Below are 16804 nucleotides of genomic sequence, written 5' to 3' on the forward strand. Positions count from 1 at the left end.
TCACGCCGAGCTCTTCGGCGACCGAACGTATCGTCCGGTCGCCGCGTGAGTGCACCTTTACCAAGGCTTGTTCGATGAATGCTGCAGGATACTTCACTTGTACGCCTCCCATTGAAAAAGGAGGCGACAACTAGTCTGACATAGGGGGCTTCGCGGGGACGACGTTTTTGCGCTGCGTGAAACGCACGTGCAGCGACGGATCAGGGCTTCACCGACCCATCCGTCTTCGCCAGCTCCCGGTTCTGCTCATCCAGCCAGGCCTTCAGCGGCGCAAAATAATCCAGCATCGCCGTCGCATCCATCTTGTCTTCGCCGGTCACGGCCTTCAGCGCTTCCGGCCACGGCTTGCTCTTGCCCATCGCCAGCATCTGCTGGAACTTCGCACCCGCCTTCTTGTTGCCGTAGACCGAGCAGCGGTTCAGCGGGCCGGTGTAGCCGGCTTCGCGGCACAGCGCGCGGTGGAACTGGAATTGCAGGATGGCGGCCAGGAAGTAGCGCGCGTACGGGGTGTCGCTGGCGACGTGGAACTTGGCGCCGGCGTCGAAGCCGTTGGCGGCGATCGGGGCCGGACGCGAGACGCCCTGGTACTGCTCCTTCAGCGCCCACCAGGCCTTGTCGTAGTCGGCCGGTTTCACCTGGCCGGCGTACACCTGCCAGCGCCACTTGTCGACCAGGTAGCCGAAGGGCAGGAAGGCGACCTTCTGCAGCGCGGTGTAGAGCAGCGGGCCGATGTCCTGGGAGGGATCCGGCTCGCTCTTCATCAGGCCGATCTGCTTCAGGTAGGCCGGAGTGATCGACAGCGCCACGGTGTCGCCGATGGCTTCGTGGAAGCCGTCGTTGGCGCCGTTCTTGAACATCGGCGACTGCGCGCTGTAGGCCAGGTCGTAGTACAGGTGGCCAAGCTCGTGGTGGATGGTGCGGAAGTCCTCGGCGGTCGGGGTGATGCACATCTTCACGCGCACGTCGTCCTTGCCGTCCAGGTCCCAGGCCGAGGCGTGGCACACGACTTCACGGTCGCGCGGCTTGGTCAGCAGCGAGCGCTCCCAGAAGGTGGCCGGCAGCTGGCGCATGCCGAGCGAGGTATAGAAACCCTCGGCGTAGCGGGTCATCGCCACGGCGTCGGTCTTGCGCTCTTCCAGCAGCGCGGTCAGGTCCTCGCCGCCCTCTTTCGTAGCCGGCTTGAGCAGCGGGTACAGGTTGTCCCAGGTCTGGGCCCACATATTGCCCAGCAGGTGGGCCGGAATATTGCCGTTCTGCGGCACCACCGAGGCGCCATAGGCCTGGCGCAGCTTGTAGCGGGTATAGGTGTGCAGCGAATCGTAGAGCGGCTTGACCTGCTGCCACAGGCGCTCCATCTCGGCCGAGAAGGCCTCCGGGCTCATGTCGTAGCCCGAGCGCCACAGCGCGCCGGTGTCGGCATAGCCCATCGCACGGGCGCCCTTGTTCGACAGCTCGACATACTTCGCGTAGTCGTCCTTGTAGGCCGGCGATTGCGCATGCCAGCCGAGCCAGACTTCCTTCAGGCGGTTCGGATCGTGGCTGGTGGCCAGCACCTTTTCCAGCTCGCCGAGCGGCATGCAGGCCGGCGCGGCGGCACCGGCGGCGGCCGGCGGGCAGTACTTGGCCGAACCATAGGCGCCGGTCATGTGGGCCGCCAGGCGGGCGTAGGCGCCACGATCGGCGGCGTCCGGCAGCATCAAAGTCTGCTGCATCAGCATCAGCTTGCGCGCGCTGGCTTCCGGCAGTTTCAGGTCCTTGTAGCGGCGCGACTTCAGGGCGGTCTCGCCGCTCAGGGTCAGGAAGCCTTCGTTGGCCTGGGCCGTCATGGTCTGGGTGTCGAGCGTGATGAAATTCTCGGCCACCCACTCGGCGCGCTGGGCGTCCAGGCCGAGCTGCTCGAGCTTCTCCTCGGCGTCCTTGATGAAGCGCTCAGCCTCGGCGACGGTCGGTTTGCCCTGGGTCTTGACGGGTGTCGCCTTGGCGGTGGCTGCGTTGGCGCCGGCCGGCAGCGCCAGGACGGCGCCCGCCACCAGCGTCGCGATCAGGCTGCGGCGGCATGTCGTATGCATGGTCTTCAAGCTGTCTCCTCTCTGTTCTCTTGGGATTCGTCAGGCCGTCGCGGCCTGCTCGCTGCTCCATGCAAAGCTGCCCTGCGCGCCGGAGAACAGCAGCTCCCCGGTCTGCGGCCCGCGCAGGCGCGCCTTGATGTCGCGCGGGGCAATGATATACGGACTGCCGGACGCCGGGCTGAATCCGAGCACGCGTACCAGGGTGTCGCCCTGCACCCGGTGCACGGTAACGGCGGAGGTGCAGGCGGCGTCGCGGCGCTGGCGCTCGAGGTCGGCCAGCACCTTGCGGCCCTGCTCCAGGTCCGTATCCAGCTGCTTGATTTTGGCGGACACCTCGCCGATCGCCTTCAGCGCCGGCGCCATGTCCTGCGCCATGCGCTGGAACTGGCGCCCCTGCTCGGGGGTGAAGCTGATCTCGTTCTTGCGAACGCGCGAGGCCAGCATCAGGTAGCGGCGCACATCCGGCTGCGCCGTCAGCCCATCCATCTGCGCCTTGTGCTGGACCGCCAGCTGCTCGAACTGGGCCAGGCGCGCGCCCACCGCCGCGATCACTTCCTCGACCTGGGCGCCTTCCGGCAGCAGCGCGTAGACCAGCATCTCGCCCTGCTTGCGCGGCATCGCGAATTCGACCGTCACGCGGCGGCCGGCAATCGCGCTGCCCTCGGCCTGGCCGATGTGCACTTCGTCGCCGATCACCTCGCAGTTGACCGCATGCGCGATCGTGACGCGGGTGCCCGACACCACGCAGTTCTCGGCGCGTTCCAGCACCACCGCGCCGTTTTCGGCCTGCAGCACGGCGCCGGAGGCCACGCCGCACACACGGATGTCGCCGCGCCGGTTGTGGGCGCTGCCGCCGACCAGATTGGCATGCAGCAGGATGGTGCCACCGCGCGAGACCAGGCGCCCGAACACGTCGGCGTGCACGGTGATGCTCTCGCCCTCGATGACGCGCATTTCCTGCACCTCGCCGAACTCCTCGTAATCGCCCGTCAGCTGCAGGTTGCCGGTGGTCTTGGCGCTGACGCCGTCGCGGCTGACGATCTTGGCACCCACCGAAATCCGGCTGGTCGAGGAGTCGACCGTCAGGAAGCCGGCCTGCTGCGAGACCAGGAACTCGCCTTCCTTCAGGCGCTCGACCTTCGTGCCCTCGCCGGCATATTCGCCGAGGTCGAGGTCGCGCCCGGGCTTGGCCGTCAGCTGCGCACCCGCCATCTCGAAGCCGGGCTCGCCTTCGGTGAGCGGGATCTTCTGCAGCAGGCGTACGCCGGGCTGGATCTGCGGGAAGCGGTTCTGGAAGCTGCCCAGGTCGAGTTTCCCGTTGGGCAGCTGGCGCGGCGCGTCGTTGCGGTGGATGTCCTCCGAGACTTCGGCGATGCGGGCATCCTGGCCCGGCACCGGATCGAGACGGCGCGCCACGGTGATGCGATCGGCCTTGCCGGTGGCGATGGCGGCGCGCACGGCGTCGAGGTCGACCCCGAAGCGGATACCCTTGAGCCAGATGTCGGCGACGAACTCGTCGAGGTCCAGGCGGGCCGGCATGCCAGGACCGTCGGGGTTGGCGGGATCGGGCAGCCAGACCGGCTCGAAATAGTATTCGGCGCATCCGCCGCCGATCTTCACCGAGCGGTAGAGTTCGCGCCGGGCGGGATCGAAAGGCAGGATGTCGGCGGCGATGCGGGCCTGGACCGTGCCGTCCGCCGCTTTCGGCAGCGCGGGGCCGTAGTCGAACAGGGCCTTGAGCAGGACCGGGTAATCGATACCGGAGAGGTAATGGCCGCCGCGCAAGATGCTGTCGATGGCGGCGACCAGGGTCGTGCCGAGCACGGCGGGATCGGCGTAGACGCCGTCATGGCGCTTGGCGATGCAGTGCTCGGGGCCGGTGGCGGCGAAGCGGGCCGCCTGTACTTGCGCCGGCGCTGCGGCAGAATCCGTAGGCACTTGATACTCCCAGTCCAGGTTACCTACCCCGGCAAGGCTTGGGCCAAGGTATAGACTGGGTAGCGTATCACGTTGCAGACGCTAAATAAACATCTGGCAACTAGATTGCATCAAAGAAATAACCCGGCGTGGAGCAATCAACGCTTGGGCGGGTACAGATCCATGCCCGCTTCGTTGATCTGGCGGCGCAGGTCGCGCCGTTCGTCGGGCGTCATGCGAGGGCTGCGGCGCGACTCGCGCTGCTCCTGCTGGAGCTGCTGCTGTTGTTGCTGCTGCTGGAATTGCTGCTGCAGGCGGCGCTGTTCCTCGTAGGCACGGACGTCGTAGCGCGGGTCGCGGTCCTGCGAGATGTGCCCGCGGCCGGACTGCTGCATCGACGGGTCGTCGCGGCGGTCGAGCTGGCGGTCGCCATACTGCTGGGCGAACGCGGTCCCGGCACCGCCGATGACCAGGGCGCACGCCAGCGCACTGCGAAGCGCGCAGCGGGCGATCCGCCCTGCCTTCGTTCCTGCGTAGTGGTGAGTGACGCTGTTCATGGTGTGCCTCTTCCGCGATGCCAAGTAAGGGGATAAGCTGTGATTCAGATTCAGTTTCAGTTTCAGTTTCGACTTGAGGCCAGTGTAGGTGGATTCCACTGGTGGTATAAGGCCAAATGGGTAAAGTTTGTAACACAATGTAATGCCTCAGCAATATCTCCCGTTCGCGAAGCCATATGAAGTTACCATAGCGACATTAATCTGACAAATCCTGACAGACTCATGAATGCAACTACCCCGAATAACGCAGGCCAGAACAGCGGCCATTCCGCGAAAATCATGGTGGTCGACGACGACGTGCGCCTGCGCGACCTGCTGCGCCGTTACCTGACCGAACAGGGCTTCCAGGTCGTGACCGCGGAAAGCGCGCCGGCCATGAACAAGCTGTGGCTGCGCGAGCGCTACGACCTGCTGGTGCTGGACCTGATGCTGCCCGGCGAGGACGGCCTGTCGATCTGCCGCCGCCTTCGCGGCGCCGGCGACCAGACCCCGATCATCATGCTGACCGCCAAGGGCGAGGATGTGGACCGCATCGTCGGCCTCGAGATGGGTGCCGACGACTACCTGCCGAAGCCCTTCAACCCGCGCGAACTGGTGGCCCGTATCAACGCGGTGCTGCGCCGCAAGGGCCCGGACGAGATCCCCGGCGCGCCTTCCGAGACCCCGCAGACCTTCGAGTTCGGCGACTTCGTGCTCGACCTCGGCACCCGCACGCTCAAGAAGAACGGCGAGACCGTGCCGCTCACCACCGGCGAATTCTCGGTGCTGAAGGTGTTCGCCCGCCATGCGCGCCAGCCGCTGTCGCGCGAGAAGCTGATGGAACTGGCGCGCGGCCGCGAGTACGAGGTGTTCGACCGCTCGCTCGACGTCCAGATCTCGCGCCTGCGCAAACTGATCGAACCGGATCCGTCCAGCCCGCTGTACATCCAGACCGTGTGGGGCCTGGGCTACGTGTTCATCCCCGAAGGCCAGCCGCGCTGAGTGTCCCAGGCGATGTTCGAAGCACCCCGCGCGCGCCTGCTCGGCCGCATGAAGAGTGGCCTGTTCTGGCGCACCTTCCTGCTGCTGTCCTTCCTGACCACGCTGTCGATGGCATCGTGGATCGGGATGATCAACGTATTCCAGCGCGGCCCGCAGGCCGAGCAGACCGCCGAGCTGCTGGTCTCGGTGGTCACCCTCACCAAGGCGGCGCTGACCCACTCGGCGCCCGACCTGCGGCGCGAACTGCTGTTCGAACTGGTGTCGAACGAAGGCATCCGCATCCTCACGCTGGAACCGGACGACAAGGTCGAGCCGCCGCCCTCGAACGCGCTGATGCCCGAGATCGCCGCCATGGTGCGCGAGCGCCTCGGCAAGGACACCCGCTTCTCGCGCAAGGTGAACGACATGCCGGGCTTCTGGGTCAGCTTCGACATCGACGGCGACAAGTACTGGCTGATGCTGGAACGCGACCGCCTGGCCGGCCTCACGCGCGTGCAGTGGCTGGGCTGGGCCACCGTGGTGGGCGCCCTGTCGCTGCTGGGCGCGGCCCTGATCTCGACCCTGATCAACCGGCCGCTGGCGCGCCTGACCGCCGCCGCGCGCGCGATCGCCCAGGGCAAGCGCCCCGCCGCCCTGCCTGAAAAAGGCTCGAAGGAGATCATCGAGGCCAACCGCAGCTTCAACCAGATGGTCGACGACCTGCAACAACTCGAGAAGGACCGCGCGATCATCCTCGCCGGCATCTCGCACGACCTGCGCACGCCGCTGGCGCGCATGCAGCTGGAGGTCGAGATGGCCAACCTGTCGCAGGAAGCGCGCGACGGCATGCAGTCCGACATCGCGCAGATGGACGCCATCATCGGCCAGTTCCTCGACTTCGCGCGGCCGACCGAGGCCGCCACCTTCGTGCCGGTCGACCTGTCCGAGCTGCTCGAAGACTGCGCCCACACGGCCGACCGCCTGCCGGACGTGCGCACCGCCACCTCCATCGAGCCGGGCATCGAGGTGCCGGCCAACGCCACCGACCTGCGGCGCGTGATCAACAACGTGATCGAGAACGCCCGCCGCTACGGCAAGACGCCGGGAAGCGACGTGACCGAGATCGACATCGCCTGTCACGTGAAGATGACGGGCCACGGCCGCCGCGCCGTGGTCGAGATCGGCGACCGCGGGGTCGGTGTGCCGGACGACCAGATCCAGCAGCTGATGCGCCCCTTCACCCGCCTGGACAGCGCGCGCGGCCAGGCCAACGGCGCCGGCCTCGGCCTGGCGATCGTCGAACGCGTGATCAGCCGCCACAACGCCGAGCTGCTGGTGCGCAACCGCGAGGGCGGCGGGCTGGTGCTGCAGTTTGCCTTCCCGCTGGCGGCCTGACCCTCCGCTATACTGTCGCCTTTCGATCCAACCGAACGAAGGGCTGACAGACATGACCGACACCCAACTCCAGTACGCCGACGTCGAACAGGCGGCCGCCCGCATCGCCGGCGCAGCCCACCGCACCCCGGTGCTGACCTCGCGCACCGCCGACGCGATGGCGGGCGCGCAGCTGTTCTTCAAGGCCGAGAACTTCCAGCGCATGGGCGCGTTCAAGTTCCGCGGCGCCTGCAACGCCATCGCCAGGTTCAGCGAGGCGCAGCGCCAGGCCGGCGTGCTGACCTTCTCGTCCGGTAACCACGCGCAGGCGATCGCCCTGTCGGCCAGACTGGCCGGGATCCGCGCCACCATCATCATGCCGAAGGACGCGCCGGAGCTGAAGGTGCGCGCCACCCAGGGCTATGGCGGCGAAGTCATCTTCTACGACCGCTATACCGAGAACCGCGAAGAGATCGGCGCCCGCCTGGCGAAGGAGCGCGGCATGACCCTGATTCCGCCCTACGACCATCCGGACGTGATCGCCGGCCAGGGCACCGCCGCCAAGGAATTGTTCGACGAGGTCGGCGAACTGGACCTGCTGCTGGTGCCGCTGGGCGGCGGCGGCCTGCTGGCCGGCAGCGCGCTGTCGGCCTCGAAGCTGTCGCCGAACTGCCGCGTGATCGGCGTCGAGCCGGAAGCCGGCAACGACGGCCAGCAGTCGCTGCGCAGCGGGAAGATCGTCGACATCGGCGTGCCGCAGACCATCGCCGACGGCGCCCAGACCAGCCACCTCGGCCATCACAACTTCGCCGTGATCCAGCGGCTGGTGTCGGACGTCGTCACCGTCAGCGATGCCCAGCTGGTCGAGACCATGAAGTTCTTCGCCGAGCGCATGAAGACCATCGTCGAGCCGACCGGCTGCCTGGCCGCCGCGGCCGCCCTCCATGGCGCGGTGCCGGTGGCCGGCAAGAAGGTCGGCATCCTGATCAGCGGCGGCAACGTCGACCTGGCGCGCTTCGCCAGGCTGGTGGCCGTCTAATTTACGCAAGCGGGGCAAACGCGAGGAACAGGCGGTAAAAGCGCCTGTAATCGTGGCTTAGAAAACAACGCCGTCCCGCTATTCTTCTTCCCAATTTGTCATCCACAAAAGGGAAGAAGATGTTCTCAGGGTTTATCCACCTCTCGCCAGCAGCAGTCATGATTGCGATGGCGATCTCGTTCGCGCTGACCACCGCCGCGAGCGAGCTGTACCTGCACCGCTCGCGCACGCACCGGGCCATCACCTTCCATCCGCTGCTGTGCCAGTTCTTCCGGATGTGGATGTTCCTGACCACCTTCGGCCTGACCACGAAGGCCTGGGTGGCCGTGCACCGCAAGCACCACGCCAAGACCGACACCGCCGAAGATCCGCACAGCCCGATCGTCCACGGCCTCTGGGCGATCCTGACCAAGGGCGTGCTCTTCTACCGCAAGGCGGCCCTGAATCCGGACGTGATCAAGACCTACGGCGTCGGCGTCAAGGACGACTGGATGGATACCCACCTCTACACGAAGCACCGCATGAAGGGCGCCTGGTTCTTCCTGCTGGCGGAGATGGCGCTGTTCGGCATCGAACACGGCTTCTACATCTGGCTGTTCCAGCTGTCGGTATCGCCGATCTGGGCCGCCGGTTTCGTGAACAGCTTTTTCCACGTGGTCGGCTACCGCAACTTCGAGACGCGTGAGCATTCGCGCAATTTCTTCCCGATCGGCATCATCTTCTGGGGCGCGGAACTGCATAACAACCACCACGCCTACCCCGCCTCGGCAAAGACCTCGATGCGCTGGTGGGAATTCGATGCCGGCTGGCTGGCGATCCGCGTGCTGGCCTTGTTCCGCCTGGTGACGATCAACCGCGTCGAGAACGGCATTGTCGAACAGGGCGCTGCGGCCAACCTCCCGGGCACCGGCATCAAGGCCTGAACGCGTTAAGCCGCGCACAGTCGGGCTGGCTTACGAAGCGTAGAGTGAACCTGCAGCATCACTCTTACAAGGAGGCCACAATGAACAACTTGCACAAGCTTCTGATCGCCAGCCTGATCGCCGGTTCCGTCGGCAGCATCGCCGTCCCGGCGGTCGCCGATACCATCATCATCCGCGAAGCCCCGCCGCCGCCGCGCGCCGAGCGCACCCCGCCGCCGCGCCGCGGCCATGTGTGGGCGCCAGGTCACTGGGAATACCGCCGCGGCCATTACGTCTGGGTGCGCGGCAGCTGGCTGCGCGAACGCCACGGCTATGCCTACAACGCCCCGACCTGGGTGCAGCGCGACGGCAGCTGGGTAATGGAACGCGGCGGCTGGCGCCGTGGCGACCGTGACGGCGACGGCATCCGCAACGGCCGCGACCGCGATCGCGACGGCGACGGCGTACCGAACCGCTACGACGCCCGTCCCAACAACCCGAACCGCAGCTGAGGTCTAGTCGGGAGCCGTGGCAAGGTTGACGGTGAACACGCTGCCCTTGCCCGGCCCCTGGCTGTAGGCACTGACCGTGCCGCCGTGCAGCACGACGATGTTGTGCACCAGGGCCAGGCCGATGCCCAGTCCGCCCTGGATCGGCCCCGGCATGCGTTCGGCCCGCGTGAACAGCTCGAACACATGGGGCAGCAGCCTGGGCTCGATGCCGACGCCGTCGTCGCGCACGGCGATGCGCACCGCCGGCGCCTGGCGCATGACCGACAGCAGGATCCTGCCGCCGGGCGGCGTGTACCTGATTGCATTGTCGAGCAGGCTGATCAGCACCTGGACCAGGCGCCTGGCGTCGCCGATCACGGCCGGGCCGCGTCCCGGCCCATCCTCTTCCTGCTCCACCACCAGCGCATGAGCGCGCGCCCCGGCCGCCGGCCGCACCTGCTCGACGGCGGCGGCGACGATGCCGGCCACCTCGACTCTCGATCGTTCCAGCTGGATCTGGCCGCGCGTGACGCGCGAAACGTCCAGCAGGTCGTCGACCAGGGCGCCCAGGTGCTGCACCTGGCGGCCGATCTCCTGGCCGGCTTCCAGCACCCGCGCGTCGGCGGCGTGCGCCGACTGCAGCGTCGCCATCGCCTTCGAGATCGGCTCCAAGGGATGGCGCAGCTCCTGCGCCAGCATCGCCAGGAACTCGTCCTTGCGCCGGTCCTGCTCCTGCAGCGAACCATACAGGCCCGCATTCTCGAAGCCGTTCGCGGCGATCGACGCCAGCTGCGCCAGGATGGCTTCGTCTTCTTCCGTGAACCCGCCCTGCTTGTCCCAGGCCTCGATCAGGCCGATGTTGCGGCCCTTGCGGTCGACCAGCGGCACGGCCAGGCGGGCGCGCATCGGCGCGGGCTCGGCGCCGTCGTCGGTGCGTGAGACCGCCTTGATGGCCTGGCGCACATGCGGCCCTTCGCTCAGCGACACGCCGGCGTGGCGCACGCCGAGGATCAGGCGCACCTCCTCCACCAGCGCGCCGGCGATGTCCTTCGAGGACAGCGCGGTGTGCAGGGTGCGCGAGGCACGCGCCAGCTTGTCCAGCAGCGCCGAGTTGCGCTTCTCCAGATCCAGGCGCTGGGCCAGCTCGGCCAGCGCCATGATCTTCTCGTGGATGTCGGTGTTGGCGCCTATCCATTCTCGCACCGCACCGTTCGTGTCGAGGATCGGCACGCTCTTGACTGCGGTCCAGCGCCAGGCGCCATCGGCCCGGCGGAGCCGGTACTCGGTCGCGAATTCGGTGCGCGAGGCCACGCTGGCCTGCCACAGGTCGCGGGCGCGCTCGCGGTCGTCGGGATGGATGGCGGCCAGCCAGCCGAAGTCCCTTCCTTCTTCATAGGACTGGCCGGTGAAGGCCCGCCACGAGGGCGAGTCTTCGCGCACCCGGCCGTCCGGCGCACCGGTCCAGACGATCTGCGAAGTCGCCATCACCAGCGAGCGGAAGCGCTCCTCGCGCAGGCGCAGGGCGGTTTCCGCCTCCACCTGCTCGGTGATGTCTTCGTGCATCAGCATGACTTCGACCACCGTGCCGCGCTCGTCGATGATCGGGTGGGCGCGCGCCCGGATCCAGCGCACGTGCGCCACCCCGCCCAGCAGCGCGGTGTCGAAGCGGATCGGCGGAATCTCGACCGACTCGCCGGCCAGGGCGCGCCGCAGATAGGCGGTGACGCCGCTGGCGACCAGCTGCGGATCGGTCAGGACATTGAGCGCCCCGCTGAGGAAAAGCTCCTTGAGCGGCGAGCCCTCGTGGATCTGGAACAGCGTTTCCCAGGCCTTGTTGACGCCCAGCGTCCTGCCGTCCGGGGCCAGGATCTGGATGCTGACCGGGGCCTGCTGGAACAGCGCCTGGAAGCGCTGCTCCTGGCTGGCGCCTGGCCCGGGCCCGGCACCGGCACCGGCACCGGACGATGCCGCGGAACTGAAGTCGTTTTGCATGTCGTTTTACCCGATGGCGTCGAGAGTCACCGTGAACACGCTGCCCAGACCTGGCCCTTCGCTGTGGGCGGCGACCGTGCCGCCGTGCAGGCCGACGATGTTGCGGACCAGGGCCAGGCCGATGCCGAGGCCGCCCTGGGCACGGTCCGGCGTGCGTTCGGCCTGGGTGAAGAGGCCGAATACATGCGGCAGCAGCCTGGCGTCGATGCCGATGCCGTTGTCGCGGATGGCGATCGCCACCCTGCCCTCGCCGCAGCCGACCGAGAGCGCGATGCGGCCGCCGCGCGGCGTGTACTTGGCCGCATTGTTCAGCAGGTTGACGATCACCTGCACCAGGCGGTTGGCGTCGCCGGTCACGGCGGCGCCGGGCGGCACCTCGCCGATCGCGAGCGCGTGCTCGCGCGCCTCGAACTGGGGCCGGGCCTGCTCGACGGCGCTGGCGACGATGGCGCCGACCTCGACCCGCTCGCGCTCCAGCTGGATCAGGCCCCGGGTCACGCGCGAGACGTCCAGCAGGTCGTCGACCAGCGAGGTCATATGGCGCACCTGGCGGCCGATCACTTCGCTCGCCCTGGCGACCCGTTCCTCGCCGGCGTGGCCGAGCTTGAGCATCTCCGCCGCCGCCGCGATCGGCGCCAGCGGGTTGCGCAGCTCGTGCGCCAGCATGGCCAGGAATTCGTCCTTGCGCCGGTCCTGCTCCTGCAGCGAGGCGACCAGGCGCGCGTTCTCGAAGCCGGTCGCCGCGATCGCGGCGAGCTGCACCAGGATGGCTTCGTCCTCGGCCGTGAATTCGCCCTCGACCTTGTCCGAGGCCTGGATCACGCCGATATTTTTTCCCTGGCGGTCGATCAGCGGCACCGCCAGCCAGCCGCGCATCGGCGGATGCTGCGCCGCATGCGCGCCGAAGCCCTTCCACATCCGGTGCGCCAGCAACTCGTCCTGGGTCAGGCGCATCGTCCGGTTGCTGCGACAGACTTCGGCGTAGATCCCGCTGCCGTCCGGCGCCGCGTCGTAGCTGCGATAGCGCGCATACTTGTCGGACAGCGACACCGCATTGATAGCCTGCGCCAGGTTCGTGCCGTCGTTCAGCGACACCACCGCCTGGTGCACCTCGAGGATGGCGCGCACTTCTTCCACCAGCGCCTCGGCGATGGCTTTGTCCGACAGCGCCGAATGCAGGATACGGGTGGCCTGGGCGACCCTCGCCAGCAGGGCCGAGTTGCGCTTTTCGCGCTCCAGCCGGTGGGCCAGCTCGGCCTGGGCCATGACCATGTCGTGGATGTCGGTGTTGGCGCCGATCCATTCGCGCACGGTCCCGTCCTCATCGGTGACCGGCGCGCCCCGCACCGCCGTCCAGCGGTAGCCGCCGTCGGCGCGGCGCAGCCGGTACTCGGCTTCGAACACGGTGCGGTGCGCCACGCAGTGCAGCCACAGGCGCTCGATGCGCTCGCGGTCGTCCGGGTGCAGGGCCTCGAGCCAGCCAAGGGCCTTCCACTCGTCATAGGACTGGCCGGTGAAGGCGCGCCAGGAGGGCGAGTCCTCGAGCACGCGGCCATCCGGCGAGGTGGTCCAGACGATCTGCGAGGTCGCCATCACCAGCGAACGGAAGCGCTCCTCGCGCAGGCGCAGCGCGCGCTCGGCCTCGACCCGGTCGGTGATGTCCTCGTGCATCAGCAGCACGTCGAGCACGGCGCCGCTGTCGTCCTTGATCGGATGGGCGCGCGCGATGACCCAGCGCGCATGCTGGACGCCGCCCTCGAGCTGGCCGACGTCGTAGCGGATCGCCGGGATCTCGACCGACTCGCCGGCCAGCGCCCGCCGCAGATAGGCGTGGACGCCCTTGGCGACCAGCTGCGGATCGGTCAGCACGTTGTACTGGCCGAGCACGAAGCGCTTCAGCTCCGAGCCCTCGTGGATCTGCCACAGCGCCTCCCAGGCCTTGTTGACGCGCAGGGTGCGGCCGTCGGGCGCAAGGATCTGCAGGCTGACCGGGGCCTGGCGGAACAGTTCGCGAAAGCGCAGTTCCTGGCTGGCGGCGTTGTCGGGGGTGGTCGGCATGTCGGGCATCATGTCACAGTTTCCCGCTGAGCGCACGCGGGAGGCTTGTCAAAGCAACATTCGTTCACGGTGAGTCAGCGAACAGAGAGCGGCGGGCGCGGCGGGCAGGATGGGAACCAGGTAAAGGAGAACATCATGAAGCGTCCAGTTACACTGCTGAGCATCGTTGCCGCTGCCGCCTGCGCGGCATCGATGGCAACCCCGGCCGCGCTGGCCGGCAACGAGATCGTCAAATGCGTCGACGCGGGCGGCCACGTGACCCTGACCGACCAGCCCTGCGAAGCCGGCAGCGCCATCGTGAGGCTGTCGAGCGAAACACCGCCGCCGCAGCGCCACGTGCTCCCGGCCACCGAGCTGCGCCACGAAGGATGGAAACGGCCGCAGGAACCCAAGGCGGCCCCGCTGTCGCGCGACGTCGCTACCCTGAAGGCGGCGCGCCGCATGCTGATGCTGCAGGAAGCCCGTCCGCGTCTGGCCGGGCTGAACTGAAACTGCCTGGTGCGGCTCGGCTTGCTTAGTGCAGATCCCGCAAGGGCATCAGGTCGGGGAGTTCCGGCTCGTTGGCCGACGCGCCCAGCGTGCGCACCAGCTGCAGCACCTCTTCGCTCTTGATGAAGCTCGCCGACGAGCTGGCCGCCAGCAGTTTCTCAGGGGGCTGGGAACGCGCGATCGCATAGCCCTGCACGTAGTCGACGCCGATCTCGGCCAGGGTCCGCACCGTGTCGGCATCCTCGGCCCACTCGGCGATCGTCTTCATGCCCAGGTTCACCGCCAGGCTGACGATGGCCTCGACGATGGCGACGTTGGCCGGGTGCGCATTGATGTTGACGATGAAGTTACCGTCGATCTTCAGCACGTCGGCCGGGAGTTCCTTCAGGTAGGAGAAGGAGGTATAGCCGGCGCCGAAGTCGTCCAGCGCCACCTTCACGCCGAAGGCCCGCACCTGGTCGATGAAGCGGCGCGTGTTGTCGAGGTCGTGCAGGGCCACGCTTTCCGTGATCTCCATGCACAGGCGCCCCGCCACGTGCTCGTAGCGCGACAGGATCTCGAGCGTGTCCTGCACGAAGCGTTCGTCGTTGAGCGAGGCCCCCGACAGGTTCATGCAGACGAAACGGGTGTTGCGCAGCGAGTCCACGTGCTCCTCGATCCAGGCCAGGGTGCTCGACAGCACCCAGCGGTCGATCACGCCCACGCGTCCGCTCTTCTCGGCGGCGGCGATCAGCGGGCCGGCCGGCGACACCCGTCCGTCCTCTTCGCGCATGCGCAGCAGCACTTCGAAGTTCAGCGATTCGTGCGGCGAACGCAGCGACATGATCGGCTGCATCTCCAGGAACATGCCGTCGGTGGCGTTCGGGCCGTTCAGGCGCGCCACCAGGTTCAGTTCGGCCTCGCGCTCGTGGAAGGCGGAAGAGCCGCGCTTGTACACCACCAGCCCTTCGCTATTGCCTTCCTTGGCTTCGCGACAGGCACGGTCGGCGGTCGAGATCGCATCCTTCATCTCCATGCCCGGCGCCACTTCGATCAGCCCGACCGAGCCGCGCACGTGGAAGGCCTTGTCGCCGACGCGGTAGGGTGAGCCGCCGATGCGGTCGACGATGCTGCGGCAGATCAGCGAGGCCATCGAGATCGCCGTGTCCGGCATCACGATCACGAATTCGTCGCCGCCCACGCGCCCGACCTGCTGGTTGCCGGCCAGGGTCATCGATACCCGGTCGCATACCTGCTTGAGGACTTCGTCGCCGGCGGCGTGGCCGAACAGATCGTTGATCAGCTTGAATCGGTCGAGGTCGAGGTAGGCCAGGGTCAGCGGACGGCCCGGCGCCGTGGTCGCGGCGACCGTTTCGAACAACTTTTCGATCCCGCGCCGGTTGTAGACCTTGGTCAGCGGGTCGTTGTTGGCCATGAAGCGCAGCTGTTCGGTGGCCTTGGTCTTTTCGGTGATGTCCTCGAGCACGCCTTCGATGCGGCCATGCGCCAGGGTGGCGCGCACCAGGAAGCGGCGTTCGCCCTCGCGCGGGTCGATCTCGAGTTCGACGCTGAGCTGGGATTGCACCTGCTCGCGCAGGTAGCTCCAGGTGGCGTCGCTGAAGAATTGCTGCCAGCGGGTGCGGCCCACCACCACCGCCTCGCAGTCGAGCATGCGCAGCAGGGCCGGATTGGCGGACAGGAAGCCGCCGTACTGGTCGAGCGTAAACAGGCCCACCGGCATCGCTTCGTACGCGTGTTCGAGTTCGGCCTGGACCGCAATCCGCTTCTTGGTTTCCAGGCGCATCTGCTCGGCGATGGCCAGCGCCGCCAGCAGGCTGGACGCCAGCGCCGCGGTCACGCTGTTGACCAGGCCCAGCATCTCGCGTACGCCGAGCGCGGCGGCGACCACCTCGGCCAGGCCGGACAGGAAGGTCACGCCGAAGGACGCCGCGAACCACATCGCCACCCGTGCCTGGTCGCGCAGCATCAGGTTGATCAGGCCGGCCGTCATCAGGGTCAGGCCGGACGAGGCCACCACCCACATCGCCGGCAGGTAGTAAGCGAAAGGCAGCACCAGCGAGAGCGGCAGCAGCGCCAGGGCCAGCCATTGCATCAGGCGCAGCGGCCTGGCGAAGCGGGACTTCGCGAGGTCGGCGCCGAACAGGGACATGTACAGCGTCAGGGTCGAGATCGAGTACAGCGCCGTGGTCACCGCCTTGCTCGGCACCAGCCAGCTGGCCGGCAGCGCCTGGCCCAGCCACTGGATATCCCAGCCGGCCGAGATCGCGCCCACGCGCAGGTTCAGGATCAGCCAGGCCGCGAACTCGAGGTAGAGCAGCTGGCGGTTGATCAGCGCGGTGATCAGGATGAACAGGCTCAGCACGATCATGCCGCCGTCCAGCAGGCCGGACTTGCGGTGGAACTGCTGGATCGACAGGGTCATCTCGCTGGCCGGCCACTGCACGGCGCTCAGGCGCGCCGGTCCGGTAAAGCGCGCGCGGCACAGTACCTCGGCCGGCGTCAACGGCGTGCGCAGCACGAAGCCGGCCTTGGCGGCCGTCATCGCGCCGCTCGCCCCTTCGTGCGAAGCGCTGCCGAGCGACACCAGGGTCGCCGCATCCCAGCAGCTGACGTCGACCGCGTGGCGCGACGGGAATTCGACCACATGCGGTCCGCCGGGTATGTCCCGGGTACGCAGGGAGAACCAGACCGGCGCTTCGGAGAGGTGGGTTTCGTAGCGGTCGGTGGCCGGCGCATGCGCCAGCTCGCGCAGCGCGCTGGCCGGATCCAGCCGGGCGCTTGCATCGCTGAGCACCCGCAGCGGCAGGGTGACGTCGCCGCTGGCGACGTAATGGCTATTCCAGGAAGCGTAGGCGACGACCGAGACCAGCAGCACGCCCAGCGGCACGAAGTAGACCGACAGCAGGCGCATCATGGCCTGCAGAAGACGGTCGAGGACTCCGGACACCGGTATTCG

At 67.7% G+C, this 16804-nt stretch carries 12 protein-coding genes; 6 read left to right on the forward strand and 6 right to left on the reverse strand.

Annotated features, from left to right (window positions below; all coding sequences use genetic code 11):
- Positions 1–200: 200 nt before the first annotated feature.
- From AC1DIX_RS04800 to AC1DIX_RS04810, 3 genes are all read right to left on the reverse strand, one after another.
- Complete coding sequence (locus tag AC1DIX_RS04800) at positions 201–2069, reverse strand: M2 family metallopeptidase (RefSeq protein WP_442123723.1); 1869 nt, start codon at positions 2067–2069, stop codon at positions 201–203.
- Between the two features lie 39 nt (positions 2070–2108).
- Positions 2109–4007, reverse strand: coding sequence for a flagellar assembly protein A (locus AC1DIX_RS04805; protein ID WP_477322410.1), 1899 nt, complete (start codon positions 4005–4007; stop codon positions 2109–2111).
- A 137-nt stretch (positions 4008–4144) separates the two neighbouring features.
- The gene (locus tag AC1DIX_RS04810; RefSeq protein ID WP_477322412.1) at positions 4145–4543 is read right to left on the reverse strand and encodes a hypothetical protein; all 399 of its coding nucleotides are present in this window, start codon (positions 4541–4543) and stop codon (positions 4145–4147) included.
- A gap of 222 nt (positions 4544–4765) precedes the next feature.
- Between AC1DIX_RS04810 and ompR the strand changes: the two genes are divergently transcribed.
- The 5 genes from ompR to AC1DIX_RS04835 all read left to right on the forward strand — a co-directional run bounded on the left by ompR (position 4766) and on the right by AC1DIX_RS04835 (position 9330).
- Entirely contained in the window at positions 4766–5524 is a 759-nt protein-coding gene (gene ompR, locus AC1DIX_RS04815) for an osmolarity response regulator transcription factor OmpR (protein WP_442123726.1), read from the forward strand.
- A 12-nt stretch (positions 5525–5536) separates the two neighbouring features.
- Complete coding sequence (locus AC1DIX_RS04820; RefSeq protein WP_442123727.1) at positions 5537–6898, forward strand: sensor histidine kinase; 1362 nt, start codon at positions 5537–5539, stop codon at positions 6896–6898.
- Between the two features lie 52 nt (positions 6899–6950).
- On the forward strand, positions 6951–7916 hold the full coding sequence (locus AC1DIX_RS04825) for a threo-3-hydroxy-L-aspartate ammonia-lyase (protein WP_442123728.1): 966 nt from the start codon (positions 6951–6953) through the stop codon (positions 7914–7916).
- A gap of 158 nt (positions 7917–8074) precedes the next feature.
- A complete protein-coding gene (locus tag AC1DIX_RS04830) occupies positions 8075–8839 on the forward strand; it encodes a fatty acid desaturase (RefSeq protein ID WP_477322414.1) in 765 nt (254 codons plus the stop codon).
- An 80-nt stretch (positions 8840–8919) separates the two neighbouring features.
- Complete coding sequence (locus AC1DIX_RS04835) at positions 8920–9330, forward strand: YXWGXW repeat-containing protein (protein ID WP_477250878.1); 411 nt, start codon at positions 8920–8922, stop codon at positions 9328–9330.
- Between the two features lie 3 nt (positions 9331–9333).
- Here AC1DIX_RS04835 and AC1DIX_RS04840 read toward each other — a convergent pair whose 3' ends face one another.
- Both AC1DIX_RS04840 and AC1DIX_RS04845 read right to left on the reverse strand, forming a co-directional pair.
- Complete coding sequence (locus tag AC1DIX_RS04840; protein WP_477322416.1) at positions 9334–11301, reverse strand: sensor histidine kinase; 1968 nt, start codon at positions 11299–11301, stop codon at positions 9334–9336.
- A 6-nt stretch (positions 11302–11307) separates the two neighbouring features.
- On the reverse strand, positions 11308–13371 hold the full coding sequence (locus AC1DIX_RS04845; RefSeq protein ID WP_477322418.1) for a PAS domain-containing sensor histidine kinase: 2064 nt from the start codon (positions 13369–13371) through the stop codon (positions 11308–11310).
- Between the two features lie 123 nt (positions 13372–13494).
- Between AC1DIX_RS04845 and AC1DIX_RS04850 the strand changes: the two genes are divergently transcribed.
- Positions 13495–13848: a DUF4124 domain-containing protein gene (locus AC1DIX_RS04850; RefSeq protein WP_477322420.1), complete on the forward strand. Its 354-nt coding sequence runs from the start codon at positions 13495–13497 to the stop codon at positions 13846–13848.
- Between the two features lie 25 nt (positions 13849–13873).
- On the opposite strand, the gene AC1DIX_RS04855 is transcribed toward AC1DIX_RS04850, so the two are convergent.
- Positions 13874–16795: an EAL domain-containing protein gene (locus AC1DIX_RS04855; protein WP_477322422.1), complete on the reverse strand. Its 2922-nt coding sequence runs from the start codon at positions 16793–16795 to the stop codon at positions 13874–13876.
- Positions 16796–16804 lie beyond the last annotated feature (9 nt).

Source organism: Massilia sp. 05N420 (assembly GCF_056397205.1).

Coding starts and splice junctions, on each gene's coding strand:
- AC1DIX_RS04840 (WP_477322416.1), bottom strand. CDS start 11,301: ATGCAAAACGACTTCAGTTCCGCGGCATCGTCCGGTGCCGGTGCCGGT.
- AC1DIX_RS04810 (WP_477322412.1), bottom strand. CDS start 4,543: ATGAACAGCGTCACTCACCACTACGCAGGAACGAAGGCAGGGCGGATC.
- AC1DIX_RS04850 (WP_477322420.1), top strand. CDS start 13,495: ATGAAGCGTCCAGTTACACTGCTGAGCATCGTTGCCGCTGCCGCCTGC.
- AC1DIX_RS04830 (WP_477322414.1), top strand. CDS start 8,075: ATGATTGCGATGGCGATCTCGTTCGCGCTGACCACCGCCGCGAGCGAG.
- AC1DIX_RS04835 (WP_477250878.1), top strand. CDS start 8,920: ATGAACAACTTGCACAAGCTTCTGATCGCCAGCCTGATCGCCGGTTCC.
- AC1DIX_RS04800 (WP_442123723.1), bottom strand. CDS start 2,069: ATGCATACGACATGCCGCCGCAGCCTGATCGCGACGCTGGTGGCGGGC.
- AC1DIX_RS04845 (WP_477322418.1), bottom strand. CDS start 13,371: ATGATGCCCGACATGCCGACCACCCCCGACAACGCCGCCAGCCAGGAA.
- ompR (WP_442123726.1), top strand. CDS start 4,766: ATGAATGCAACTACCCCGAATAACGCAGGCCAGAACAGCGGCCATTCC.
- AC1DIX_RS04825 (WP_442123728.1), top strand. CDS start 6,951: ATGACCGACACCCAACTCCAGTACGCCGACGTCGAACAGGCGGCCGCC.
- AC1DIX_RS04820 (WP_442123727.1), top strand. CDS start 5,537: ATGTTCGAAGCACCCCGCGCGCGCCTGCTCGGCCGCATGAAGAGTGGC.